Source organism: Actinotignum timonense (assembly GCF_002860685.3).
Taxonomy (GTDB): Bacteria; Actinomycetota; Actinomycetes; order Actinomycetales; family Actinomycetaceae; genus Actinotignum; species Actinotignum timonense.
Genome location: NZ_CP136960.1, coordinates 1437265 through 1464143 on the forward strand (window position 1 = coordinate 1437265; position 26879 = coordinate 1464143).

The window sequence follows — 26879 nt, forward strand, 5'->3', positions numbered from 1 at the left end:
TACTTTAGCGCGGCGCTGCTAGCATAATGACCATGCCCGCGGCCGGGCGCGGAGGGAGAACACGTATGGATGCACTGCCGGTGATCTTCGGTAATGAGGTGGAAGCCTATAGTTTCGCGCGGCTGTTCCACGAGACCTACGGGGTGACCTCGCTCGTCGTCGCCGAATACCCGCGCGGGCATATTAATAATTCTTCCATCCTCTCGGTGCGCTACTGCGAACGCCATATTATGGAGGACGAAGAAAAATTCGTGGCGCTGCTCAATTCCCTGGCCGCGGAGTTCGCGGATCGCCGCCTCATCTGCCTCGTCAATGTTGATGAGGGCGTGGATGTTATTGTGCGCAACCGGGATCGCCTCGCCTCCAACTGGTTCTTCCCCTTCGCCGCGCCGGACGTCGTGGACCTCGCCAATTCGAAAGAGGCGATGGCGCAGGTGTACGAAAAGGTGGGGGAGGCGGCCCCGCGGCGCGCCGTCGTACATCTTTCCCAACCCGAGACCTGGGACGCGGCGCTCGCTACGCTGCCCTTCCCCATCGTCGTCAAACCCGCGCGCGCGGATAACCCTACCTCGCTGTACGCCACGGGCCTGAAAAAGGTGGAGGTATTCGACGACGCCGCGCCGGCCCGCGCGAAATTTGCCACGCTTGCCGGCCGCCAGGTCGATATTGACCTCATCGCTCAAGAACTTATTCCGGGAGATGACACCACCCAGTGGGTTGTCAATGGGTATATCGATTCGCGCGGGCACCTGAGCGCTATTGGCTCGGGGAGGGTGCTGCTCGGGCTGCATGAGCCTTCGCTCATCGGCAACGCCGGGATTATTCTCACCGATCCGGAGGGGTTCCTCACCGACCGCGCCGAGCGGATTGTGCGCGAGGTGGGCCTGCGCGGCTTCTTCTCCATGGACGTGAAAATTGATCCGCGTACCGGCAGGGCCTATTGGCTGGACCTCAATCCGCGGGCCGGGCGCGGGCACTACTACCTTAAAGTGGGCGGGGTGAATCTGGCGCGCGCCCTGGTGGCGGATATGGCCGGGGAAACCGCGCCGCTCCAGCGGGTCAACCGCGCCGGGATTTTCGCGATTATTCCCGCCTGGCTGGCGGGGCGCCACTACCTGCGCGATCCGCAGCTGGCCGAGCAGGTGCGGCGGGTGCGGAGGCACGGCCCGGTGATCAACCCGATCGCCTACAGCAAGGACCGCCACCCCAAGCGCACCCTGTTCCGGATGCTCTCCGATATTCGCGCGGTACAGAAAATGCGGCGCTTCTATCCGCATCCCACCGAATCTGGATTCTAAGGCTAAGCTCGAAGCATGCGTTTCTTCCCCCCGCGCCGCCCTAGCGGACGGCATTTTGTGGCCGCTGACCGTGCGGACGCCCGCCCGGATCTAGCGGAATCGGCGGCCGCCGGCCCCGAGTCCGAAACTTCCGCCAGCTCGAGCGAGAATACCGCGAGCGAAAAAAGCGCGAGCGCCGCGCGGGCCTCCATCATTATGTTCTTCGGCACGCTCGTCTCGCGTATCCTCGGCCTGGTGCGCTCCCCGATTCTGCTTGGCGCGGTGGTGGGCCTGACCTCGCCGGCCGGCAACGCTTTCGGGATTGCCAATAAACTCCCCAATCTTATTTACATGATTATTGTGGGGGGCCTGGTCAATGCGGTGCTGGTGCCGGCCATTGTGCGGGCCACCAAACGGGGGGAAAAAGAAGGCGCTGCCTTTATTAACAAGCTCCTCACCGTGGCGATTGTGGGGCTGGGTGCGGTGACCGTGCTCATCACCCTGGCGGCTCCCGCCGTGGTCAAGGTCATGGCCGCCACCATGTCCGAGGACTGGTATCGCCTCACGGTGGCCTGGGCCTACTGGTGCCTGCCCCAAATTTTCTTCTACGGCATGTACACCGTGATCGGGCAGATCCTCAACGCCCGCGAAAACTTCGGGCCCTATATGTGGGCGCCGGCTCTCAATAACGTTGTGGCGGTGCTCGGGATGCTCGCCATCCTCGCGCTGTTCGGTTCGGCAACCCCGGAAGACGCCCTGGAAGCGGGGCGCTGGACCGCCTCGCGGGTGGGCTGGCTCGGCGGTATTTCCACCCTGGGGATCGTCGCCCAAGCCCTCATCCTCATCTGGCCGCTGCGCCGCCTGGGTATCCATTTCCGTTTTGATTTCCGGTGGCGCAATTCCGGGCTGGGAGCGGCCGGCCGGGCTTCGTGGTGGATGCTCCTCATGATGGTCACCTCCATTATTCCGACGGCGCTCATCTCCAATGCCGCCGCCGGGGCCTCTGACCGGGCCATTCGCATGGGGATGAACTCCGAGTACGTGGCGGGCAATTTCGCCTACGACACCGCCTACACGATCTACTCCCTGCCCACCTCACTCTTCGTGGTTTCCATCGCCACCGCGGTCTTCACCCGCATCTCGCGGGCCGCGGCAGACGGAGACCAGGACCGGATGCGCCGCGACGTCTCCCGCACCCTACGCATCGTCTCCACCATCATGTTCCTGGCCGCCATCGGCCTCATGGTTTTCGCGGTGCCCGTCTCCCGCCTCTTCGCTATTACTTCGAGCGCGGAGCAGGCCGTCACCCTCGGGAAAGTGGTGGCCTCCATGGCCCTCGGGCTTTTCGGCATCGGCGCGGTGAGCGTGCTCGACCGCGTCTACTACGCCTTCGAGGACACCCGCGGCGCCTTCCTCATTAGCTTGCCGTTCCAGGGAGCCTCCTGCGTGCTCACGGTTTTCTGCGCGCTACTCCCGCCCCAGCACGTGGTGTGGGCGGTGGGTATCGTGGGCTCACTCGCCAATATTTTTGCGGTCATCGTGATGCTGTGGCACCTCTCGCCGCGGATGGGTGGGGTCGACGGCGCAGTCCTGGCTTCCTTCCATCTCAAACTCTTGGGGATTTCCGGCTTGGCAGCCGCGGCCGGCTACGGGGCGGCCCGCCTGGTGGGCCCCGTCTTCAGCCCCATGAGCCCCGCGCAAGCACTCCTGGCCCTCATCGTGGGGGGAAGCGTCATGGTGCTGGTCTACGTGGGTGGCATGAAGCTGGCAAAAATGGAAGAAATCGACGTGCTCTTCCGCCCCGTGGGTAGGATCCTGGCCCGCCTACGCCGCCGCTAATCAGCTTAGTGGCAGCTAGCCGGGCTGCGCCGGCGGCGCAGCCCCGTCGTCGTACCCGGTGCGGCCCGGTAGCGTGCCGGAACCGCTAGATCAAAGCGCCCGTGAGCTTAGCTTCCGGGCGCAAGGCCAGTGCGAAAGTGCCGATGAATTCCTCCACGTTCCCGTTGAGCTTGCGCTTGTACTCGAGCACCGGGTAATCGGGGCCGGTGGCGTCGAAAATACCTGAAATTCCGAGGGTGTTGTAGGTAGAAATATCGTGGGCGGCCGCCCAGCGCAGCAGGGTCGATTCCACTGGATAATCACGGTTATAGGTGGTGAAATCCTTGTTGAAGCCGCGGAGCAGCTGCACCAGCTCATCACCCCAGCGGAAAGCCAGAACCCCGGCAAAAGGCACATTATTGCCGTAACGCTGCGCCAAATCGCGGGCCTCGGTTTCCTGCTTGAGGAGGGAAGCGCGCTGGCTGCCGAGCTCCTTGAGGGCGCCTTCCTTTTTGCGGGTGCGCGGCTCGGTGGAATTCTGCGCGATCTGCTCATCGAGGCGGGCAATATTCGCGGTGATCTCCTCCAGGTAGGTGGCCGGATGCGCGTAGGCAATCGCGAGGAAAGCGCGCTCGGGGCCCAGCTTCTCCATCATCCCGGTATACAGCTGCGCGGAATAATCCGAGATTTCAGCCATCTCGGTGCGTTCGCGCGAGGATTCATAAAGCTGGTGGAAGGTATCCCACAGCTCGACCCCGCCGGTATGCACCTCCACGCCGTAGCGCCCCACGTGCTTGACCTGGCGGCGCATCGTTTTCGTGAGGGAATCAGCGATCTCCTCGAAAGTCTTCCCGGCAATATCTTTCGTATAAATAAAATGAATATCGGCCGGGTCATTGGGGTCCACGGGAATATGCTGGAACCCGGCCGCGCGCAGCTGCTCGGTCACCCGCGCCCCCAGGGGCGAATCCGCAATTTTCGTGGTGTCCTCATAGAAAGCGGCGGGCACATTAGGGGTGATGCGCAGCGCAATCACCCGCTTCTTGGTGGCAAGATACGCGGCGAGCTGCGCGAAAAAGAACTCCACCAGCTCGGTATCCTCCCAATCCAGGGTGGGGCCATTGGTAATAATGGCGCGGGTGAACAGCTTTTTCCACGGCTGGTAGGTAATAAGGCCGACGCCGCGCACCTGCGCGCCCTCACGCACCCCCACATAATCAACGGCATCGCCTTGCTCGGTGCGCCACTGGCCGTATTCGGGAAGCTGGGCGAGGAAAAGCCGCGGGCTGTGGCGGGTTGCGGAAGCGTATTCCTCGGTGGTCAAGGTGGTGAAATGCATGTATACAGTCTAGCGATTGAGTATCGCGGCGGCGGGAGGAAACACCGGTTCCCAGGTGTGGTGGTACGGCGCGGGCGCCCCGTCCCGCCGCGCCGTCTCCCGCCGTACGCACCGTACCCGCGCCGCCACGCCTCGTGGCACCAGGGCGCGCGCTTCTCCCACGGGCGGCGGCGGGCCGGTAGCCTGAAGGCGTGCATCATCATTCAGATATTGAGGTCCCGGCGCGAGTGCGCCGCAAGGTCGGGCGCGTACTTGCCGCTATTGTTGTTCCCCTCGCGCTTCTCACCGCGATTGCGCTGGTGGTGCTGTGGCCGCGCGGGGAGTCCCCGGTGGGCTCTATTCCGCTGAATTCCCCGGGCGTGCAGATGGTGAGCGGGCCGATTACCTCGGTGGGGCAGACGGATGCCCAGGGCCAGACCCCGGTGGAGATGGAGGTTGAGGGCGTGCCGGTTCCCGTGCACGTCCCCGCCGAGGTGGTGGCCTCCGGGCTGGAAGTGGGCGACGTAATCGAAGCCCGTTTCAACCCGGCTATGGTCACCTCGGGCACCGCCCATATTTTCGTTGATTTTGAGCGCGGGATGCCTCTGGCGTTGCTCGCCGGACTGTACGTGCTGGTCATTGTGGCGGTGGCACGTTGGAAGGGGCTGGCGGCGCTCGCGGGCCTAGGGGTGTCCCTCCTGGTGGTCGGCTTCTTTATTATTCCGGCGCTGGCCGGCGGCGGGAATGCTTTCGCGGTGGTGCTCACCGGGGCTTCGGCGATGATGTTCGCCTCGATTTATTTGGCTCACGGTATTTCTATCCGCACCACCACCGCGATTATCGGCACTTTCCTCGGGCTTCTTATCACCACGGCGGTGGCGGTGTGGGCGGTGGGCGCCCAAAACTTGAGCGGTACGGGCGGGGAACAAACCGCGATGCTGTCTTGGAGCCTGGGCGGTATCAATATGCGCACGCTGCTGCTGGCGGGGATTATTCTGGCCGGGCTGGGGGCCCTCAATGATGTCACTATTACCCAGGTTTCCACCATTTGGGAGTTGCATGCCGAATCTCCGAGTACGCCGCGCCGCCGCCTCATCAGCCGCGGGATGGCCATCGGGCGTGACCATATTGCCTCGACCGTTTACACGCTGGCTTTTGCCTACGTGGGGGCCTCGCTGCCCCTTCTTATTCTTGCCTCGATTTACCAGCGGTCGTTCCTTGACCTCATGCAGGTGGAGCAGATAGCGGAGGAGATCACCCGCACCCTGGCCGCTTCCGTTGGCTTGGTCTTGGCGATTCCTTTGACGACGGCGGTAGCCGCGCTCCTCGCCCCCGTGGCACCGGGGCGGGATCGGGTGAGCGCCTAGCTCGTGGCTTGAGTGGTTAGATCTGAATGCCCCTTCAGAAGCGCCAATTCTTGAGCAGTTAGTTCTGTACCGGTATCGCGTGGGGTAGCTGCAGTAACGTCCGGTGTTTCCACGGGAATAATTCCTACTGCATGAATTTCTTCTACCAATGTTTGGTAGTCAGTTCTTCCCGTCAGGAGTGCTATAGCCGCTGGGCCGATAGCACCCCAGCGGTACCCCTCAAGGGTCCGGGCAAGGAGATGTTGGGGTGCGCGTGGCTGTTGCGAAAGTGCGCTTAGAAGCCGGTATTCAGAAAGCCACCCGAATTTCGTGGCAAGTGCAACTGCGGGGATGGCCCTCCATTCCTGGCAGGTGGCCTGGTCAATAGCGTCTACGTCGCGAAGTTGGATTGCCGCCACAGCAGGTGTCACAAGATAGTTTTGGACTACATCGGATAGTAAGGCCGCGCTAGGTTTTTTGTCGCGTGCTACAGCAGTAGCTGCATCCAAGGGGAGTAGCAGGTGCCGCGCAAAGGCATCCGCTTGAATCTCTTGCGGAGCACGTTTTCCCCACTCTTGCGTTGTGGTGAGTTTACGATCAAGATGCCCCAACTTAAGATGCCCTAGTTCATGAGCGAGCATAAAACGTAACTGCAAGGGGTCATCGGCGCAGCCTACTGCAATTAGTTGCCTCTGCTTCAAGCTCATTATCATTCCGTGGCCCGGTGCAGGGGTATTGACAAAGGCGACACCTATGTTCATATCGTGTTCAACGAGACGGGTCACACTGAGAATCGGAGCGCACCCTAAATCGTATTCCCGGCGGAATTGAGTTGCTGTTTTCCGGGCAATTTCTTCGTTAGTCATGCCATCTCCGGAATCCCGATGTCATCAAGGCGCTGAGCTAAACCAAGCGCGTAAACAAGGTAGTCAGCCAGAGCTTCGGAGCTCGCCGCGTCAGTACAGTCGGCGTAGGTTACTGTGTTGCGAATGGTAGGAGTTCCTTGCAGGTCATCAACAAGAACCCCGCAAGCATCCGCAATAAGGGTTAGTTCGATGAGTGCCACCGGTCGTACCCCTGTTTCAATCCGGTGGATAGTGGGCTGGGATAAGCCTGAACTTGCAGCTAGATCACGTTGTGACATCCCCACGCGCGTGCGTGCAGCGACGATACGCTCGCCAATGAGGGCTTCGCTAGTATTCACGGTGAATCACGCTCCTTATATTTTGATTCTACCCGAACCACGGAATGTTGGACCCGGGTGGTCCGATGGAAAGTCAAAGGAGTATTCTTTGGGGTAAGCAAACCATCAGACCTGTCTTTACAACTGCATTTCTCCCTGCTAGCATGAAACAAAAGATGAGGGGGAATGCTTGACCTGGAATGTGGCGTTACCCCCGCTCACGCGGGGAAAGCGGCCTATCTAGGCAATCCATCAGACCTTGATCTACCCACGCCTTGGCGTGGAAACCGCTTACTAAAATCCTAGTCGATGGAGACGAATATGGCAGACCAACACACATCGGAACCTCAGCCGATTTTCCTAACGAAAGTGCCGGTTCATTCACTCCTCTCACGCGTCGCTTTGCACAAACCACAAAACGGGTGGTCAATTAAAGACCCACAGGTCCGCCACCGCGCCATTATGGCACTCTTCCCACAAATTAATGCGGAGCGCCCCCGAGCGGAGATGGGTATCCTCTTCCGCTTAGACCACGTTCCGGGAGATGCCCCATTCTTCCTCATCCAATCCCGCGAACCTGTTCCACAACTCAACCTCCCTCATGAAGCCACGATGAAAAAGGTAGCGTTGCAGGAGCTACCTTCTGGAATCTCGGTGACCTTCCGCATAGCAGTGAACGCAATTCAACGTATCGGTTCCGGCGGCACACGGTCGATTCCGCTTGAGGGGGAAGAACCCATTCCCGGAGTTCCAAGCCTCTCTGAATGGCTGAGCGCAAAACTAAGCCCGGCGCTAACGAATATAGAGATAATTGACTCGCGGCGCGAAGTTCTCACCACTGGTTCTGGGAAAAATAAACGAGCTGTCCAGGTCGATACAATCGACGGAGCTGCAACCGTGGGCGACGGCGCAGCACTACTCACAGCCCAAACCAACGGGGTAGGGCGTGCAAAAAGTTATGGCTGTGGCCTCCTCTCCGTCCAGGTACTCTCATGACGGGCACACATCCCAGCGTATGGGCCAAGCAGCGCGGCATGGAAAAGCCCTACCCGCTTCTCGCCCACTTGCTGGATACCGCAACCACTGCCGGTGTGCTCTACGAGGTTTGGTTACGGCCAGGCCTGCGTGAAGTGCTCGGAGCTGCCGGGAAACGGGAAATAGTGGAATGGGTAGCCGGATCGCACGACATCGGAAAAGCCTGCCCAGTATTCCAGTATCAGCCAACACAGCGAGAGCCTCAATGGAATGAGATTCGGGCTGCCCTGTGTGCCGACGAGCCCCAGCTTGGTGATATCGCCAAGTGGTGTCGAGACTTTTGTGAGGACTACAGGCCTGACATCTACCACCACCAGAAAATATCAGCACTCCTGCTTCACCGAAACAGGATCAAGCCAGATGCAGACGCAGCGCTGTCGTGGGAATATCTCCCGGCACTCGGTCACCATGGCCGCTTCGAGACTCCATCTTGGAATGATCGAGAAACTAAAGACTTTTTCGAAGACATGGAAGAAACCGGCTGGCTTGCCCTGGCCGATGATCTCCTCACCTGCTTAGAAGAAGGCATCGGCATAACCCGGGCTGATTTTCCGGCCGAGCTTTCACCAACCGCAACAATCTTACTCTCCGGCCTCACCGTGCTAGCCGACCGCATTGCCTCGGGAACCGAATGGGTGACCGCCCAACAGGAACTCCTCGCGGCCGGCAAACTCGCCCTTGATAATCCAGCCGGGTGGATCACCGCGTGCCGCTCCCGTGCTCGCGCACGCATCGAAGAAACCGTCGGGGTGTACCACGGCTGGGAATCCGCAGAGCAAAGCCAACGGGCAATCCTCGGCAACCGCACGCCCCGCCCACTCCAAGAGGAAGCCACCCGGGTAGGTGGCGGACTGTGGAATGTTATGGCGCCCACCGGCGTGGGCAAAACCGAAGCGGCCCTACTCCGGCACGCCACCGCGAACGAACGCCTTATTTTCCTGCTTCCCACCCAGGCAACCTCGAATGCGCTCATGCGGCGTATCCAGCGCTACTACGCAGGTACTCCCAATGTGGCTTCGCTCGCGCATTCCCTCGCCTCCACCGAAGATTTTTATAATCAACCGGTCACCATGGGGAATGATTGCAGTGAAGTCCCGAGCAAAGCCAGCATTACCTACGTGGAGCACGGAGCTAGCACGGCAGGACTTTTCCCCACCGAATTCGTTAGCTCCGGAAGCTCCCGCCTCCTGGCACCCGTATGCGTCGGCACTGTAGACCAGGCACTCCTGGGCGCCCTACCTGCAAAATGGACACACCTGCGGCTCCTCGCCCTGGCCAATGCCCACGTTGTTGTGGATGAGGTTCATACGCTCGATCAGTATCAGAGCGGTCTCCTCAGCAACCTTCTGCTCTGGCTGCGCGCCACGAACACCCGGGTCACTTTCCTTTCCGCCACCCTCGCCAGCGATCAACGCGCCACTTACGTCAAGTCCTACACCGGCCAGCCCCCGGAAAGCGAAGCGCACTTCCCCCTCCTGGAAAACCTGGATACCAACGGAACCCAGTTGCGGAGTATTCGCCCCGACGGCCCGCCCCGCACCCTCGTGATTGACCGCAGTACCGAAAAGTACTGTCAGCTCACCACCGCCCACCGCGATTGGGTGCGCGAACAGCGCCGGCGTTACCCCCAGGCCCGCATCGGAGTCATTTGCAATACGGTTGCGCGCGCTCAGGAGCTCACCCGAGCTCTCTCCGCCGAGGGCAACGTTGTTATCCTCCATTCCCGCATGACAGCTGAGCATCGTCGTCGTAACGCTGAACTCCTCGAACGCGAAATCGGATCGGGCAGCGCGGGCGCCGCGCTCACGGTTATCGGAACTCAAGCAATCGAGGCATCGCTGGACATCGACCTCGACCTGCTCCGCACCGAGCTATGCCCGGCCGCATCCCTCATTCAGCGTGCCGGGCGCCTGTGGCGTTCCGCCGATCCGAACCGCGCCACCCGAGTGCCGGGACTGAGCGGGCCGCGAGTGTCCGTCGTCGCTATTAATGGCAGCGAGGGGCAACAGCTACCGTACCTGGCAAGCGAACTGGCCCGGGTGGAGAAATGGCTCAAGGAGCACAATACTATCCGAATCCCGGAGGATTGCCAGGAATTTGTGGATACCGGGACCCTGCTGCTGGCGGATATCGCGGAGGATAATACGGGCGAACTCAATGAATTCGCAAAGAAAGCGCTGGCGGCAATCCGTGCCCGAAACGCTGGTTACGATATGAAACGTTGCCTGAACGAAGACTCTCGGGTGAAATCTTTCGCCGCCATGACCCAGAGCCCGCAAAGTTCTGAGGACGAGCAATCAACCAGACTCATCGAAGTAGAAACTACCCGCCTGATTGTATGCGGCGATCCGGATATTATCCCCGGCGCGTGGACCGGGGACCCTGAAGATTTGATGAAGCTACGCGGCAGTGATCACGAAGGTATACGCCGCGCCTTGCGCGCATCTGTTCCGGTCACCGTCACCGATCGTGCGAAAACACTGTTTACGGATGCGGCATCGCTTGAAAATGCGCCGTCGCTACTCTGCCGCTACCACGTTTTAAACGACGGCGCAGCTCATTACGACCCGCTCATCGGGCTCGTTTTGCAGGGTAGCACTCCGGATCCCAATTGCTCTGGCACGCCGGTACCACCCGCCACCGGGAAGGAGTGAACATGGCTTACTCAGATGAGGCTCTGGCCTTCCGCACTATCAAGGCGAGCGAGCAGGTGCGCCTCGAGGACCGGGTTTCTTTCCTCTATCTCGAATACGCGCAAATTCGCCAATCACGCACGGGCGTGGTGGCCTACGATGCCGGCCGGGAAGGAAAGAGCGGGTCCTTGGAAGGAACCCGCGCCCGGGCAATCCAACTCCCCGTCGCCGGGTTAGCAGTGCTTACTTTGGGGCCCGGCACCTCGATTTCGAGCGCGGCGCTCACTTCCTGTGCCCGTGCCGGAACCACCGTTCTTATCACCGGTGGGGGCGGAGTACCGCTCTATACCCACGCCACGCCGCTGACCTCGAGTGCGCGGTGGGCCATTGCGCAAGCTCGGTTGGTGAGTAACGAAGCCCGGCAGCGCGAAGCTGCGCTCGTGCTCTACAAAAAGCAGCTCGGTGTGGAGAATGCGCCTGGTAGTTCTATCGCGACGATGCGAGGGCTGGAGGGGCAGTTCATGCGCAATACCTACCGCACCATGGCCATGAAATACGGGACCGGTCGCTTCACGCGAGATACTTCCTCGGACGATCCGGTCAATGCCGGCCTCAACTTAGCGAACTCAATCCTCTACGGGTGCGCAGCTTCCGTGTGTGCGGCGCTGGGAATCAACCCGGCGCTGGGGATTATTCACCGCGGTGATGCGCGTTCCTTACTATTTGACCTCGCGGATCTGTACAAACCAAGCGTAACGATTCCCCTAGTTTTCGCGGCGGCGCGTGAAGAAGACCCCATGACGGCGGTCCGCAAAGCCGTGCGGAGAGCTATCGTGGACCACCAGGTCCTTCCCGATATGCTCGCCACCATCATGGACATCCTCCAGCCTTTCCTGCCCGCACGCGACGACGACCGGCTTATCTCCGGAAATAACGTCGAAGTTTCCGGCCATATCCAGTACGGATAGGAGAGCGGGATGTTCGTTGTTGTTAATGCGGTCGCTATCCCGGATCACCTGCGTGGATACTTGAGCAGATTTCTTTCCGAGGTGACCACCGGATTGTACGTGGGAGTTGTTTCCGCGCGAGTGCGGGACAATTTGTGGGAACGCGCCGTATCCGCCGCGGGTACCGGCAGCCTCACTCTTATTTATAACGACGCCGCCCGTGAGCAAGGCTTCGCTCTGCGCAGCACGGGAACCGGCAGTCGCCCAGTCCTTGATCTGGACGGCATGCTGCTTATCGGGACGGGTGCGGAGGATGCGTCTGGGTAGGATGGAGGTGACATGCCAGTATCTTGTGAAGACATGAAGGAGGGATTGAGATAAATTTGAGAGGTGGGAGCTGACATGGTTGCAATATCCGGTGCATTCTCATATCCCGGACAGAGCCACGAATCTGGAACTCTGTTCCACTGTTATTTCCGGGTCCGCCGCCGATAAACGACCAGGTCAGGCAGTCTGTTCCCCGCGCGCATGGGGGTATTTCCGACTAACGAAAGGTATACATAATGTTTCACACCTGTTCCCCGCGCGCATGGGGGTATTTCTGCCTACGGGCCGCTACTTTGCGCGCACGGCAACTGTTCCCCGCGCGCATGGGGGTATTTCCCTGAATCCAGGTCCCCTGCGTCTTCGCGTACTCTGTTCCCCGCGCGCATGGGGGTATTTCCGCATCGGCGGGTCGCCGCGTGAAAGTGAATCGCTGTTCCCCGCGCGCATGGGGGTATTTCCTGGTGCGCGCGCTCTTGTTAGGCAGTAGGGAACTGTTCCCCGCGCGCATGGGGGTATTTCATAGCAACTCTCAGCTTTGGAATAATTGACTGCACTGTTCCCCGCGCGCATGGGGGTATTTCCGTGCAGCCGCTCCACGTGGCGGGCACGCTCACCTGTTCCCCGCGCGCATGGGGGTATTTCCCTGCATGCAACGCACGCGCATTAATTACGCGGCTGTTCCCCGCGCGCATGGGGGTATTTCCGCTCGAGGTGGTGAGCTGGCCGTTGGCGTCGCCTGTTCCCCGCGCGCATGGGGGTATTTCCCCTGAGAAAGGAGAAATAATGTCTACACGTAACTGTTCCCCGCGCGCATGGGGGTATTTCCAACCGGACGCGGCTCGTCGCTGACCGCGAGGCCTGTTCCCCGCGCGCATGGGGGTATTTCCAAATACGAGGATCAATGTAACGAGGCTTGCTGCTGTTCCCCGCGCGCATGGGGGTATTTCTAACGTAGCGCAGTGACGGGGCCAGTAAGTCACGCTGTTCCCCGCGCGCATGGGGGTATTTCCGCATGCGACTGCGTATCGGGTTTTCGTGGACCCTGTTCCCCGCGCGCGTGGGGGTATTTCCGCGTGAAAGAATCCGCGGCCGGCCTGGTGGAACTGTTCCCCGCGCGCATGGGGGTATTTCCCCCTATCCCGAATTACATCCTATGCGACCGGTCTGTTCCCCGCGCGCATGGGGGTATTTCCTCGGAAGGCTTCGTGACCATCAACGGCAACCGCTGTTCCCCGCGCGCATGGGGGTATTTCCGCTCAGTAAGTCGTGTGTTTCGCTCCAGCATCGCTGTTCCCCGCGCGCATGGGGGTATTTCCGCATCGGCGGGTGGCCGCGTGAAAGTGAATCGCTGTTCCCCGCGCGCATGGGGGTATTTCCCCCCAGCGCCGCCGGTGGGTGAGGCTGGGAGTCTGTTCCCCGCGCGCATGGGGGTATTTCCATACGCAAACCGCCCGGCGCATTCGCGATCTCCTGTTCCCCGCGCGCATGGGGGTATTTCCCCGGAATGTCTTGCGAATAGAATATTCCGGCCCTGTTCCCCGCGCGCATGGGGGTATTTCCGCCAAGCAAGCTCCCCTGCGTTCACTGCGATGCTGTTCCCCGCGCGCATGGGGGTAATTGTCAAGCGCAAGTTAAAACTGCACGCCTAGCGCAATACGAATTGCACGCCTAGCGCAAGGAAATGCACCCCCAGCGCAACTAAAACTGCACGTCCTCACCGAACAGGAAATCTCGTCCGGCGCCCGAATGCCCCTACCGGTACCATCACTCAACGCCGCCTTCGGCGGGCGTCGGTACCAGCCGGCACCCCCCAAGTCCTCCCAAACCACCCCGAAACCCTGTTTCTGATACCCGCAGGGCGGGCGTAGCCCTCCACTCAACGTTCGCCGGCAATTGTTCTCCGCGCGAGTGGAGGTAATTCCATTGAGCGGCAGTCCCTAGAGTTCGTGAAATACTCATCCCCGCGCAGGTGGGGTGGTAATTTCTATCGACGAAGACTGTCTATGAGGTGAGACAAAGCCAATGGTGGAACCACGGGCACCGGCGGGATAATACGGGAGCGTGGCATTGGTGACATGCTGCACCTAGCGGCGTCCGATTTCTCGGCAGCTACCGTTGGTTTCTGCCAGGGCACAGAAAGTTTCACGATAGTCACCGTAGGTAAACTCTAGATTTCCCGAAACCGCCAAACCTTTAAGGCGCAGTATTTCCTTGTGTGGCTTAACAATTCAAGCCCCTCGATATCCTATGTAAGTGAAAACCAGGAAACCGAAGCAGGGACAAATAACTATTTATTCACCTTTGCCGTATTCGGCATAGCAGTTAACAATGAAGGGTAAGTGGGTCGATCTTCGGAAAGTGTAAGTCTCACATAACCAATTTTCCCGTGTTTTCGCTGTATATGCGCTGGTAGGGGAGGTGGCTGCGCCGTCGTTCCACAAGCCTGGGACTTAGTTCCTTGAATAACTATGTTGGAACTACGTAAAAATGAAACAAGCAGCCGCGCGAAAACAAGAAAACACGCCTTTTCGCGGCCGGAATGCGGCGATGATGATGTCTCGCGCCCCGGTATGGCTGAGCCGATGGAGGGAGGACATGATGCGTATACGCAAAATTGGCGCGATGGCCGGCGCACTTGTGCTGGCTTTGCTTGCGGGGGGGGGGTGCTTACTCGCAGGCTCAACCGGCCGATAGTCCGGCCGCGCGGGTAGAGTGCCCGGCCAAGGAACACCCGGATTTCATCACCCTGGAGCTGTGGGGCACGCAGTTCACGCGCGATGCCGAGGGTAATCTACTAACGGACGCGCCGAAGGAAACGATCAAGTACGCGGTCTTCAAGGTCTACCAGGATCGTAGTGAACAGACTTGGATCAATCCGCGTTACGAGGCGTATAAGGGTGAATTCGAGGTTATCAATTACCCCTCAACCGTTGATGACTGGAATTTCACCTTCAGCGTCCCCAAGTACGAGCTTGCGGGCACCTGGACGGACAACGAAGTTGATTACAATATCACCGAAATTCCCACGCCCGGGTACCGCAGTGATGTGGGCATGAATCCGGATGGCACCCTCAAGTTCACGAATACCCTGGCCACCGATGTTTCGGCAACGAAGGCCTGGCAGGATAACGATAATGCCAAGCAGACCCGCCCGGAGAACATCACTTTCGTTCTGCTCGGTGATGGCAAGGAAGTCGCCCGTAAGACTGTTGGTGAAGCGGAAGGTTGGACGGCCACCTTCGCTGAAGTGGATAAATGCGCGGATGGCTATCTCATCAATTACGAGATCGCGGAAGTTGCCGTTGAAGGGTATAAGTCGGCCGTGACGGGCAATATGACGGATGGCTTCGTGGTGACGAACTCAATCGTGCCGCCGCCTCCGACCCCGACTCCCACGCCTACGGAGTCGGAGACCCCGGAGCCCACTCCGACGCCCACGGAATCCGAGACTCCGGAACCGACGCCCTCGTGTTCGGAAACTCCGGAGCCTACCCCGACTCCCTCGGATACGCCAACCCCAACTCCCACGGAAACGCCGACGCCTACGCCCCCGGTGACGACGCCTCCAGCACCACCAACACCCACGCCGACCGTGCCGGCAACCCAGCCGCCGACGCCGCCGGCCACAACGCCGCCGACGCCGCCGGCCACAACGCCGCCGGCAACCACGCCGCCGGTTCCCTCGCAAACTCCTACTCCCACAACCACGCCCACGCCGCGCGAGCGGCTCGTGAAAACGGGAACGTCCATGGCCGGCCCGGCCGTAACGCTGGCGGGCCTCGCGTGCCTGGCAGCGGGAGGAGTGATGGTGGTACGACGGCGCAGCTAAGCACCGCGTACTCAACGCATTAATGTGACTCATCGTGGGGCGGCGACGCCAATAAGTCGCCGCCCCACTCCCATACACCCGCGAATCCCCGCGCACTCCCGCGCGCCCCCACGCGCACCTACGCAACCTCCCGCGCGCGCCCCACTCCCATACACCCGCAAGGTCTCTTCACAAATGTACATTTAAGTGCCATAGTGGCTTGGTGATGGGGGCACAGGTGCCCCGTTCAGTCTCGCTCACCGCGGCGCCCGCCGCACCGATGACTGAAAAAACAATCACGTTTCATCAATAACTACAAAGGAGTAACCGTATGTCGATTCGCGTTGCCATTGTGGGAGTAGGTAATTGTGCGTCCTCGCTGGTGCAGGGCGTCACTTACTACCACGGCGCATCTGAAAGCGAAACGGTCCCGGGCCTTATGCACGTGGTATTTGGCGATTACCATATCCGCGATATCGAGTTCGTGGCGGCCTTCGACGTCGATGCCAAGAAAGTCGGCACCGACCTGGCCACCGCGATTAACGCCAGTGAAAATAACACAATTAAAATCTGCGATGTGGCACCTACCGGGGTGGAGGTGCTGCGCGGCCCCACGCTCGATGGCCTGGGGGAGTACTACCGCGCCACCATTACCGAATCCGATGCCGAGCCCGTTGATGTGGTGGCTGCGCTCAAGGAAGCGCGGGCCGATGTGCTGGTCTCGTACCTCCCGGTCGGCTCCGAAGAAGCCGCGAAGTTCTACGCGCAGGCCGCCCTCGATGCCGGCGTCGCCATGATTAATTGCATGCCGGTCTTCATTGCCTCCAACCCGGAGTGGGCCCAGAAGTTCACGGACGCGGGTGTGCCGATTGTGGGCGATGATATTAAGAGCCAAATCGGCGCCACCATTACCCACCGGGTGCTCGCCCGCCTCTTCGAGGAGCGCGGGATTTCCCTCGACCACACCTACCAGCTCAACGTGGGCGGCAATATGGACTTCAAGAACATGTTGCAGCGCTCGCGCCTGGAGTCGAAGAAAATCTCCAAAACCCAGGCGGTCACCAGCAATATCACCCAGCAGCTCGACCCGCACGATATCCACGTGGGCCCCTCCGATTGGGTGCCCTGGCTCGAGGACCGCAAATTCGCCTTCGTGCGCCTGGAAGGCCGCAATTTCGGCGATATTCCGGTCAAGCTGGAATACAAGCTTGAGGTCTGGGATTCCCCGAATTCAGCCGGGGTGGTCATCGACGCAATCCGCGCCGCCAAGATCGCCCTCGACCGCGGCATCGGTGGCCCGCTGCTGTCCGCCAGCGCCTATTTCATGAAGTCGCCGGCGCAGCAGCGCCCCGATGAAGAGGCCCGCGCCGCGGTGGAAGCCTTCATCCGCGGGGAAGTGGAGCGCTAAGCCCGGCTAGATGGCGCTAAGCCCGGCCCGCTATCGAGCCGGGCCCGCCTCAGCGCCCCCCGGCATCCCGTGCATCCGCACCATCTCAACAAATGTGGCGGCCGTTTCCCCTACCAGGAACGGCCGCCACGTTGTTTACAGTAGTGCAACAATTTTCGCACAGCTCGCGTCCGCGCAGGTAGGTACGACGCCGCAGCTCACCGGCCTACAGCCGCTCGCGCCATCACCGTTTCTTTAATGATTTGCCGCCGCGGCATCCGCCTGAGCGCCAGCTTCCGCATCTGGCTTTTCCGCATCCGCCACCTTCATAACATTCCAGCCTTGCTTAATAAGCACAGCCTGGAGGGGGAGCCGGCCATAAGCAACCGCCTTGAGCGGCCAGGGCTTCTTCCGCCACTGGTAGGCCATGTTGATATTCGCCGGGAAAACGGCGAGGAACAGCGCGATGGCCGCCGCGCCGCCGAGCTTGCGGGTGCGGTGGTGCGCAATAAGCCCGGCCGTCACCAATTCCGCCACACCGGAGGCCAGCGTATAGGCACGCGCCTCCCCGGGAAGTTGGGGCGGGATGATGGAATCGAAGGGCTCGGGAGCGATGAAGTGCAGGGCTCCCATGCCGGTGAGGAGGCCGGTAAGAAGCTGGGGATCTTTGCGTGACATAACTTGATCGTAGACCTGGTATGAGGCTGTATTCAATTATTTCGCGACCGGTTCTCACGGATGGGCACCACATACCGCCGCGAATTTGTCGCTAGACAACCATGGACACGTCGCGTACTTTTTGTCAATTTTCGTGTGGTGCTCATAACATAAAGTTCTTTACTAATCGGTGAAAATTCATTTCAAATCAACGATGTAGGTCAAGGGTCCTAGAAGTCGCCATGCTACGTTGATGCGAAAAAATGCGGGGGGGGGTGCCATTTTCGGGGATTTTTAGCGCCATAGTACGCCAATTTTCCAAGTGTAAAGATTTGCAAAAAATTTTCAGGCTGGGAGCCGTCTGGGAACTTTGGCGGAGATGAATCACGTTTCACCTTACTGGACAGTAGGTAGTTCCTCCCGTAGCTTGTTAAGGCGATTGATAACTATTAGTTATATGGCGGGCTGATCAACCACTTCCGGTGATCAATTCTTCGTGTAATGGACAGGATGAGCGTGAATTTTCGGGCGATACCGGCAACGGTTGCAACGATCGTGGCCGCACTCATGACCAGCCATGCCACGGGTCTCCCATTTTCGGGTACCCCGGCGCCTCATCCCACCCCTGGTATCGCCACCGCTCAAGATGCCAGCGATCAGCCCACCTCGGAAGCTACGGAACCCGGCACCGCCGCCGCGGATCCTGCACAGCCTAATCTCGCCAGCCCGGCTGCGCCGTCGGCCTCCACTGAAACAGGCGCCACCGAAGAAAACGCGACCGAAGAAGGCAGCGCAGGCGCAACAGAAGGCAACCAAGAAACCACCCCGGCACCGGATACCGATCCGAATGCCGCGGGCGCAACCGATACCACCACTCCGCTGGACCGGGCGCAGAAGAGCTGGCGCGAACAGCTTGGAATCCTGGAACAGCCGGAAGGCACCCCGCGGGATGGCTCGGCCAGCCCGCTCGCCGCGCCGCCGAGCCGCTTCGCGCCGCGCAATGTGGCCCCGAGCCGCATGGAGCAGTGCACCGGCCGTGGTTTCTACTCGATGGGCTCCGGTAAAGGCGAAATCAACCGGATTACTTTCCAGCCCAACGGCCAGCTGGGTTCCGAACCGGTGGGCCGCGTGGAATGGAAGAAGGATACCGGCGCGGGCCGCAATCTCGGCTACGATGCCCTGGCCATCGCTGCGGACGGTTCCATGTGGCATGCCGAGTTCCAGGGTTCTACCCAGCCGGGAACAAACCCGAATACGTGGATTAGCCACGGGCGCATCAGCAATACCGGGGACAAGGGCTACCAAAGCCTCGAGCGTTACCAGATCATCAATCCGCAAATGCCGATCAAGGGTGGAACGATGTCGCCGGACGGTAAGTACGTCCTCATCGGTGACACCGCAAATGCTGGCCCCAATTACAAGTCGAAGCGCAAGCTCATGGTGTTCGACCCGGCTACCAAGCGCCTGGTGACTCTTGGTTACCTGAGCTCCAGCAGTCTGTCCTCCGCGGTTTTCTCCGACATGATTTTCGATAAGGACGGTAATCTTTATCTACTGGCGGGTTCCGCGGAGGGGCGCCTCAATAACCAGGGTCGCGATTTTTCCGGCTTGACCCAGATGCGCATTGATCGTATCGATGCCGCAGATTTCCAGGCTGCCTACAACCGGGCCATTGCGCAGGGTCAGTTCGCGACCGCGAATAATGCCCGCAATCCGCAAATCAATCTCAATACAATCCGCAATAAGAATTTCCCGGAGCTGCCGGCCCAGCTCATTCGCTCTTTCCACATGAATATCATGATGTTTGAGCCCGGCGGGCTCGCTGCGGGCTCCAACGGTTCGTTCTATATCTCTGGGCGCTATACCGGGCAGAACCCGGGTGCTAATAATGGGCGCGGCGGCTTTGCGCGCAGTGCGATCTACGAAGTCGATATCATTTCCGGCGAAGTGAAGAACGGCGGCAAGCCCGTCTTCAAGACGCCTGACCCGGCCGCTAACGATATGTACAACGGCCAGTGGGCTGATCAGTTCATCGTCGATTTGGAAGGCTGCGCGGATCTTCCTACCATTAGCGCGGAGAAGAACATCACCAAGCGCCTGAATGAGCGCGACCAGTTCACAGTGACCGTGGCGGAGAAGAACCCGGGTACGAATCCGCTGGGAGGCGCCCCGTATTCCGAATCCGTTACGACGACGGGCCAAGCCGATGGTCCCCAAACGCCGACGCGCAAGATGCTGCGTGGCCGGGATCGCGTGTATGTGCTCAAGGAGCAGATGGCCGGCGGTTCGGCGTCGTCGCTCAGTGACTACAACAAAGTGTGGAGCTGCACGGACAAGCTGGGGCGGAATGTTCAGGTGCGCGGGCAACGCGAGGAAGGCGGTGCTTTCCTCGGGGAAGTGACCTCGCCTGCCGTGAGTGGAAATCTCACGTGCTCGGTATTGAATAGCCCGAAGGTAACTTCGCTGACCATCCAGAAGCAAGATGCGGATTATAGTGATCCGCTGCCCGGTGCCGTTTTCGACCTGTGCGAGGATACCAACGGGAACGGACGCTGCGATGCTGGCGAGCCGCGCCAGGGCGAGCGCACCACGGATCAATACGGCCGAGCCAGGTGGGATAATGTGCTCATTGGCCGGCGCTACGTGGTGGATGAAGTTTCTGCCCCGCGCGGTTACCGGCCTGCTGGCGCACCGCAGGTTGTGACGACCAAGCAGCAGAATCCCCCGGTCATTATTAAGAATGATCGTGTGCGTGGCACCATCGTCTGGGAGAAGAAGGAAACCGGGTCAGAGAAGTACCTCAAGGGATCCGTCTGGACGATACGCGATCAGCATAGGCGTCCCTTCGAGGTGACCGATTGCGTGGGGGAGACCGCGCAGGCGTGCCCGGTAACCAAGCTGTGGCAGGATCAGGATCCGCGCCCGGGCAAATTCCGCCTGGAGAACGTGCCCTGGGGTACCTACACCCTAGAAGAAAAGACCGCGCCACTGGGCTACGTGAAGTCCACCGAGGTGAAAACCGTGGAGGTGAGCGCCACAACGGTCACGAATGACCGCAACGAGCCCGTGGAACTGAATCTCGGCGCGATTTACAACAAGCTTCGTGAGGCACCGCCGCTTCCACTCACCGGTGGGTGGAGTGATAGCGCGTTCCGCACGGCAGGTTTCGCGGTGCTCGGGGGAGCTGTGCTCCTGGTGAGCATCGTGATGATCAGACGGCGAAACCGGGGGTGAGCGTGGAATAAAGGCTCAACCACTGAGAACTATCTGCGCGGGTAACACCGCGTATCTACCGCCGCCCTTGGGGCAAATATAACCACACAACTAATTGAAGCAATATGTGCTGCAATCACGGAGAGGACTACCATGCAGCTGAAGAAATCTATCCGCGCGGTGCTCGCCGCCCTGATCACCGCCCTCCTCGGCGCGGCCGGTCTGGTGCTCGCACCCGGGGCCCACGCTGCCCCGCAGAACGACAATCTCGGTAACCCCGATCTCACCCGCAAGGGCTCGATTGTGGTTCACAAGTACGAGAATCCGGCCTGGAACCAGGCGAATAACGGTCGTCCGCTGACCGCTCCCGATACCGCGAAGGCTATGGACGGCGTTGAGTTCATTCTCCAGAAGGTTAGCGGTATTGACCTGACCAACCCCGACGAATGGGGAAAGATCTCCCAGCTTCAGTACGACGAAGCTGCGAAGAAGGTTACCTACAATGGCCAGGACGTTACTCTCGACGCTAACGAAACAAAGCAGGTCACCGCTGCTGGTGGCACTGCCACTTTCGGTGACCTCGCTGCTGGCGTGTACCTGGTTCGTGAAGGCGATACCGGTACCCACAAGGTGATCAAGAAGGCCCAGCCCTTCTTCGTCTCCATCCCCTTCCCCTCCAAGGAAGGTCAGACCGCTAAGTGGCTCTACGACGTTCATGCTTACCCGAAGAATACCGTGTCCGATGATGGCACCAAGACCCTGAAGGATGAATCGGCCCAGAAGGTTGGCGACAACGTTGACTGGGAGATTAAGTACGCTGTTCCCGCCCTCGGCGTGAACGAAACTTACACCAACGTCGGCATGGAAGATCAGCTCGACGCTCACCTCAAGTACAAGAACGCCGTGGTGACTCTTGGTGGTGAAGCACTTACCCAGGACGCCGACTACACCGTGACCGTGGAGCCTGCCGATAAGGGTGAAACCGATACCGCTGTGAGCCAGAAGGTGACCATCAAGCTGACCCCGGCTCGCCTCGCTAAGGTGGCTGCTGGTCAGGAATTCAAGGTTGTCCTTTCCACTCAGATCACCGGTGTTCCGCAGAACGGTGAAATCCCCAACTCCTTCGGTCCGATTGTCAACGATTACCAGCCTGGTGTCACCACCACGACCTCTGACCGCAAGGTCAAGCTTGGTGAGCTCCTCGTTCTCAAGCGCGATAAGGATGATCAGAAGCCTCTGAAGGACGCCGAATTCGCAGTGTTCGCGACGAAGGAAGCCGCGACCGCGGGCACTGATCCGATTGCCAAGGCCGTTTCTGGTGAGGACGGTCAGGTTCGCTTCGTTGGCTTGGTGCTCGGCACCGAGGACAGCAAGAAGTTCTACCTTAAGGAAACCAAGGCTCCCGCCGGCTACGTAATCAACACGGAAGTCAAGGAAGTTACGGTGAACAAGGGCAAGGCAACTGAGGTTGCCCTGACCATCGACAACACCAAGCATGACGGCCCGAACCTGCCGCTGACCGGTGCTGCTGGCCAGCTCATGCTCACCCTGGGTGGCCTCGCGCTGCTGGGTGCTGCGGGTGGCTTGACCGTCGCTCAGGTTCGCCGCAACCGCGCGGTGAACGCCTAAGCACAGAACTGACCGCGTAACATACGCGGCCTACCGAACGGGTGGGGAGGTGCCATCTGGTACCTCCCCACCCGGGTCTGTATCTCATGAAGAAAAACCTGCTGCTGCCCTACCTCATCGGGCTCCTTGTTATCCTCGGCCTCACCTTGCTGGTGTATCCGCACGCCGCCGCCTGGCTCTCTCAATACGAGCAATCCAAAATCACCGGCGCGTACTCCGATCAAATCGCCACCGCCCAGCCTGATAAAGAAACCCAGCTTGCCGCCGCGCACGCCTATAACGAAGCATTCAACGCCGGCGCGATTCTGGAAGCAAACGAACGCAAAGCCACCGGCACCGGCGACACCACCGCCGCGGACGGCATCTGGCCCTACGAAAAGATTCTTGCTGCGGACTCCGAAGGCCTCATGGCCCGGCTCCGCATTCCCAATATCGACGTTGATTTACCCGTCTACCACGGCACCTCAGATGAGGTCCTCAACCGCGCGGCCGGCCACCTGGAAGGCACCTCGCTGCCGGTAGGCGGGCCGAGTACCCGCGCCGTTATCACCGCGCACCGCGGCCTGGCCAACGCGCGCATGTTCACCGACCTCAATAAGGTCAACGTAGGGGACACCTTCACCATCGAAGTGTTCGGTGACGTACTCACCTATCGCGTCCGTGATACCAAAGTGGTGGCCCCGGAAGATACCGATACCCTGCGGGTAGAAGAAGGAAAAGACCTCGTCACCCTGGTGACCTGCACCCCGCTCGGCATCAACTCCCATCGCATCCTGGTCACGGGAGAGCGCATTATTCCCACCCCGGTGGCAGACGTGAAAGCCGCGAATAAGCCCTCGGATCTGCCGCGCTTCCCATGGTTTGCCATTGCTTACGGCGTGGCTGTGCTGGGCACCATCGGGGTGCTCGGGCGCATGACGTGGAAAGAACGCCGCCGCGCCAAGAACAACGCCGCGAGTTCGGAAGCATAACGCTTGTGGCACAGCAAACGGGAGGGATACTACTCAGTACCCCTCCCGTTCAGCTAAGCCAGTTCCTCTTCAACGCGCAGAAACTCATCCCGGCCAATAGTGAAACGCCGCTTGCTTACCGGCGCGGGCGGGGAGGGAAGCGCAATCGCGTCAAGGTAAAAATCATTGACCCGCACCAGCAGCTGGAGCCGGCCCTGCTCCACCAGGTAGAAAGCACGAGGATGCGGGCCATCCAACCAGCCGCGATACACATCCAAATCCAGGACACTCAGCACAAAGAAGCCAGCTGCCTTCAACCGGTAGTGGCTCGGCCGAGCCTCCAGGTACCAAATCCGGGCATCTGGGAAAAGCTCACGCACCTGATCATCCGCATCGCGCCGCTCAGCCGCCGCGAGCTCGGACTTGTGCCGCTCCGGATCAGCCACCAGCCTACTGCGGACGTTCTGCGTAGCTCGGCGCAGCACCACCATGCCAAATTCGTCCATCGGCGTTTCGGGATTACGCATCGAGGGTCGCTTCGCCATCACGCACCTTTCTTTCCGTGCTTCGTGGCAGCACCAGCATTCGTAGAAGCCGCATCGCGCCCGCCAGCGCCATTGCCCACGGTAGCCATATTACGCGCGGCCTGAGTATCAGCTGCCGGAACGGCAGCTGCGGCGTCGTCGCCCTCACTAGAGCAGGGCGCGGGCAGGCTCCATTGCAGCGGAATCGCCCCGCGGCTGCGGTCCGGATGCTGAATCACGTCGAGGAGTCCCAGGATGGTGGGGGTGAGCGCCGTCGTTCCTGTATACGCAAGATAGCGGGACTGCCAGCGCGGCTTGAACTTTTCCTTGTAGGAACGCAGGCCCTTGAAATTGTAGAGGCGGTCGCCGAAGTCGTAGATCACGCGCACCACCTTTTCGCGCGCCCGCGAAAAACGCGTGGTGCCCGTATTGGACATGGGCGCCATCCCCAGGTTCACATGGGTGTAGCCGTTTTCTTTCGCCCATTCGATCAGCGAAACGAAAATGCCGTCCATGGTGCCGCCCGGCGCGTCGGGGCGAATGCGCATGAGGTCCACGGACGCAACCCCCGGCGCCATCGGCATGAGGCTCGCGAATCCTTCGATACGTTCCTCCCCACGCACCAGCAGCACCGGGGTGCGACCAATATAGGAGGCGTCGAAGAAACCGAGGGAGAAGCCCATTTCGGAACGTTTGCCCAGCCAGGCATCCGAAACTTCGCGCAGCTCCCCGATGAATTCGGGAGTGTAAGGCGGGAAATGCACTTCGAAATGCGTGCCTTTTTCGCCCATGCGGTTGCGCATGCGCCGGAACACCTTGCCCTTATTGCCCACATTGGAGTAGGTGGCCAGGTCCACGGTGGCGTCCTCCCCGATTTTCACGAAGGAGAAACCGATATTCGCGCAGGCCCCCAGGTAAATATCCGCGATCTCGTAAATCGCCACCGAACAGCCGTGTTCATCGGCGTAGGTCACGAACTCCTCGAAGAGCTCCTCGAAGGAGGCCTCGTCCCCAAAGGGATCGCCGAGCACCAGCATGGAGGAACGGTAGGGGCGGTAGAGCAGCGCCGCGCGCCCGTTCGAAGAATAAAAGACCTGCTTATCGCCCAGATAGAAAAGATGCGTGAAGGCATTACCGGCATTGTGCTCGCTCATGAACGTTTCGAAACGATGCACGTCATCCGGGGGGGGCAGCTCAAAATGCGGGGCGCGTGAACGCGAGAAAAGCAGCGCGAGGGAAATGAGGGAAACGAAGCAGATCATGCTCACACCGGTGAGCAGCGCGTGGGCGGTGGGGTATACGTGCGCCTGCGGGGCGCCGTGGATCCAGCGCCAGGCGAAAATTCCGAGGGGGATCCCCACCGCGATGACCGCGGAAAACGCGAAAGAACGCCATTCGAAGGGGAGCGGGTCGCGGTTGAAAGCCCCGCGCGCCAGGTAGAGCAAAATCGCGAAAAGAATAATGACGATAATTGCGCCGGTATCCAGGCCGCGCGCCACCGAGGCCACCGCCGCCACGCCCAACAGAATCAAAATAATCGGGAAAATGCGGCTCACCCGCTGGCGCACCCCGCGCGCCAAAATAAGCAGCATAATCCCCACCAGCAGCGAAACAATACGCGAGGAGCGAATCATTTCGTGGGGGAGGAAGACATGCAGCAGCGCCACCCGCGCGTAAAACGAGGGCGCGAAAGCATTGACGATGGAGAAAATCCCCAGAATCACCACGCCGGTGGAAAGCGCGTTAATGAGCCAGCGTTCGCGTTTCTCGCGATCCTCCAGGCCCAGGCGCGGGTAGGCGTATTCGGCCAGCCAGTACACGGTGGCCGCCAGCCACGGCAGCGCGTAGTAGGTGACGCGGTAGACGATAATCGCGAGCACCAGGGTCGAAGAATCAAAACCGAGGTGCTGGAAGAACACAATAACGGTGAGATCGAAGGTTCCCAGGCCGGCCGGAATGAAGCTGAGCAGGCCCACCAGGGTGGCGGTGGCGTACACAAACACGGCCTGCACGAAAGAAACCTCACCCAGGAACGTGCGCACGCAAATCCAGAAGAACACCGCCGCGGCCAGCCAATCCGCAACGGAAGCAAAAAGCATCTGGAGTTTCTGCCGGAAATTCTGGGTGCCGATCGCGGTGGTGCGCAAGTCAATCTTCCAGAAATGCACTTTGCCAGCCAGGAAATACACCGGGATATACAGGCAGGCCACCACGGGTACCACCAGGAAACGCCCGTCGTAGCGGAAGGCGAAAGGCAGGGTGGCTAGCAGCATGGCGAACAGCCCGAGCAGGTTCGCGGCCCATACCGCAACGCTCGCATCCACGGCGGCTTTGGTGGAGGCCCCGGCCCGCTTGTAGTAGCGCGAGCGAATCGCCCCGCCGGTCAGCCCGCCCAGCCCCGCAAAATTATTAAAAGCCTGGGCGATCCACCCGATTTTCGCGGCGGTTCCCACCGGGATCTCCACCCCGAAATGCCGGGAGGCGAAGATGTCATAAATACCGGTGGCGGTAAAAGCCAGAAAACCGAGGGCCACCAGCTCCACGAGGATAATCGGAGGTGTCGAGCTGAGCACTTTCGCCATCTGTTCACCGCTCAGCTCCTTGAGCTGGCTGTGAGCCACGGCCGCCACGCCGGCGATCACCAGCACGTAGAAAGCGATTTTGAAGGGGCGGGGGTGGGAGCGGATGAAGGCGACAAGTCGCGACACCGGGGAACCTTTCTTCGACGACGACACCCCGGCCCGCGTGCTCACTTTCGCGGCGCTGACCGGCCCGGGGGCTTCCTGAACCTTTCTCATTATGCCCTTAAGCCAGGCATTCGTGCCGG

Annotated in this window: 18 protein-coding genes and 1 CRISPR repeat array; of the genes, 12 read left to right on the top strand and 6 right to left on the bottom strand. The window is 60.3% G+C overall.

What is annotated here, in order from left to right; all coding sequences use genetic code 11:
- Positions 1 to 65 precede the first annotated feature (65 nt).
- Positions 66 to 1298 carry a carboxylate--amine ligase gene (locus CYJ17_RS05920; protein WP_087070928.1) on the top strand — a complete coding sequence of 411 codons (1233 nt, stop codon included), beginning with the start codon at positions 66 to 68 and terminating at the stop codon, positions 1296 to 1298.
- Positions 1299 to 1313: 15 nt separating this feature from the next.
- Positions 1314 to 3116: a murein biosynthesis integral membrane protein MurJ gene (gene murJ, locus CYJ17_RS05925; RefSeq protein WP_101595097.1), complete on the top strand. Its 1803-nt coding sequence runs from the start codon at positions 1314 to 1316 to the stop codon at positions 3114 to 3116.
- 85 nt (positions 3117 to 3201) lie between these two features.
- Here murJ and CYJ17_RS05930 read toward each other — a convergent pair whose 3' ends face one another.
- Positions 3202 to 4434, bottom strand: coding sequence for a lipid II:glycine glycyltransferase FemX (locus tag CYJ17_RS05930; protein WP_087070926.1), 1233 nt, complete (start codon positions 4432 to 4434; stop codon positions 3202 to 3204).
- 191 nt (positions 4435 to 4625) lie between these two features.
- Here CYJ17_RS05930 and CYJ17_RS05935 point away from each other — a divergent pair, with 191 nt between their 5' ends.
- On the top strand, positions 4626 to 5780 hold the full coding sequence (locus CYJ17_RS05935; protein ID WP_234984513.1) for a YibE/F family protein: 1155 nt from the start codon (positions 4626 to 4628) through the stop codon (positions 5778 to 5780).
- Here the strand turns inward: CYJ17_RS05935 and CYJ17_RS05940 are convergent.
- Both CYJ17_RS05940 and CYJ17_RS05945 read right to left on the bottom strand, forming a co-directional pair.
- Positions 5777 to 6625 (bottom strand): ImmA/IrrE family metallo-endopeptidase, encoded by an 849-nt coding sequence (locus tag CYJ17_RS05940; protein ID WP_087070924.1) that lies wholly within the window; start codon positions 6623 to 6625, stop codon positions 5777 to 5779. The two genes, CYJ17_RS05935 and CYJ17_RS05940, sit on opposite strands and share 4 nt — an antisense overlap.
- The gene (locus tag CYJ17_RS05945; RefSeq protein WP_087070923.1) at positions 6622 to 6963 is read right to left on the bottom strand and encodes a helix-turn-helix domain-containing protein; all 342 of its coding nucleotides are present in this window, start codon (positions 6961 to 6963) and stop codon (positions 6622 to 6624) included. The genes CYJ17_RS05940 and CYJ17_RS05945 overlap by 4 nt, the downstream gene beginning before the upstream one ends.
- Before the next feature lie 300 nt (positions 6964 to 7263).
- On the opposite strand from CYJ17_RS05945, the gene cas6e reads away from it, so the two are divergent.
- The 6 genes from cas6e to CYJ17_RS05975 all read left to right on the top strand — a co-directional run bounded on the left by cas6e (position 7264) and on the right by CYJ17_RS05975 (position 17100).
- Positions 7264 to 7938: a type I-E CRISPR-associated protein Cas6/Cse3/CasE gene (cas6e, locus tag CYJ17_RS05950; protein WP_159455021.1), complete on the top strand. Its 675-nt coding sequence runs from the start codon at positions 7264 to 7266 to the stop codon at positions 7936 to 7938.
- Positions 7935 to 10631, top strand: a complete 2697-nt coding sequence (locus CYJ17_RS05955) for a CRISPR-associated helicase/endonuclease Cas3 (RefSeq protein WP_087070921.1) — start codon at positions 7935 to 7937, stop codon at positions 10629 to 10631. Before cas6e ends, CYJ17_RS05955 begins: the two co-directional genes overlap by 4 nt.
- 2 nt (positions 10632 to 10633) lie before the next feature.
- Positions 10634 to 11578, top strand: coding sequence for a type I-E CRISPR-associated endonuclease Cas1e (gene cas1e / locus CYJ17_RS05960; protein ID WP_087070920.1), 945 nt, complete (start codon positions 10634 to 10636; stop codon positions 11576 to 11578).
- Positions 11579 to 11587: 9 nt separating this feature from the next.
- Positions 11588 to 11884 (top strand): type I-E CRISPR-associated endoribonuclease Cas2e, encoded by a 297-nt coding sequence (gene cas2e / locus CYJ17_RS05965; protein ID WP_087070919.1) that lies wholly within the window; start codon positions 11588 to 11590, stop codon positions 11882 to 11884.
- Positions 11885 to 12070: 186 nt separating this feature from the next.
- Positions 12071 to 13505: direct repeats of the CRISPR family, unit length 29 nt; unit sequence CTGTTCCCCGCGCGCATGGGGGTATTTCC.
- A gap of 1029 nt (positions 13506 to 14534) precedes the next feature.
- Complete coding sequence (locus CYJ17_RS05970; RefSeq protein WP_180948624.1) at positions 14535 to 15713, top strand: Cna B-type domain-containing protein; 1179 nt, start codon at positions 14535 to 14537, stop codon at positions 15711 to 15713.
- 310 nt (positions 15714 to 16023) lie between these two features.
- Complete coding sequence (locus CYJ17_RS05975; protein ID WP_087070917.1) at positions 16024 to 17100, top strand: inositol-3-phosphate synthase; 1077 nt, start codon at positions 16024 to 16026, stop codon at positions 17098 to 17100.
- Between the two features lie 234 nt (positions 17101 to 17334).
- On the opposite strand, the gene CYJ17_RS05980 is transcribed toward CYJ17_RS05975, so the two are convergent.
- Positions 17335 to 17757 (bottom strand): DoxX family protein, encoded by a 423-nt coding sequence (locus tag CYJ17_RS05980; protein WP_087070916.1) that lies wholly within the window; start codon positions 17755 to 17757, stop codon positions 17335 to 17337.
- Positions 17758 to 18246: 489 nt separating this feature from the next.
- Here CYJ17_RS05980 and CYJ17_RS05985 point away from each other — a divergent pair, with 489 nt between their 5' ends.
- From CYJ17_RS05985 to CYJ17_RS05995, 3 genes are all read left to right on the top strand, one after another.
- On the top strand, positions 18247 to 20970 hold the full coding sequence (locus CYJ17_RS05985; RefSeq protein ID WP_143231888.1) for an MSCRAMM family protein: 2724 nt from the start codon (positions 18247 to 18249) through the stop codon (positions 20968 to 20970).
- A 132-nt stretch (positions 20971 to 21102) separates the two neighbouring features.
- Positions 21103 to 22578 (top strand): SpaH/EbpB family LPXTG-anchored major pilin, encoded by a 1476-nt coding sequence (locus CYJ17_RS05990; RefSeq protein ID WP_087070914.1) that lies wholly within the window; start codon positions 21103 to 21105, stop codon positions 22576 to 22578.
- An 86-nt stretch (positions 22579 to 22664) separates the two neighbouring features.
- Positions 22665 to 23549 carry a class C sortase gene (locus CYJ17_RS05995; protein ID WP_087070913.1) on the top strand — a complete coding sequence of 295 codons (885 nt, stop codon included), beginning with the start codon at positions 22665 to 22667 and terminating at the stop codon, positions 23547 to 23549.
- Positions 23550 to 23602: 53 nt separating this feature from the next.
- On the opposite strand, the gene CYJ17_RS06000 is transcribed toward CYJ17_RS05995, so the two are convergent.
- The gene (locus tag CYJ17_RS06000; protein WP_087070912.1) at positions 23603 to 24073 is read right to left on the bottom strand and encodes a hypothetical protein; all 471 of its coding nucleotides are present in this window, start codon (positions 24071 to 24073) and stop codon (positions 23603 to 23605) included.
- The gene (gene mprF / locus CYJ17_RS06005) at positions 24073 to 26850 is read right to left on the bottom strand and encodes a bifunctional lysylphosphatidylglycerol flippase/synthetase MprF (RefSeq protein ID WP_234984512.1); all 2778 of its coding nucleotides are present in this window, start codon (positions 26848 to 26850) and stop codon (positions 24073 to 24075) included. The genes CYJ17_RS06000 and mprF overlap by 1 nt, the downstream gene beginning before the upstream one ends.
- Positions 26851 to 26879 lie beyond the last annotated feature (29 nt).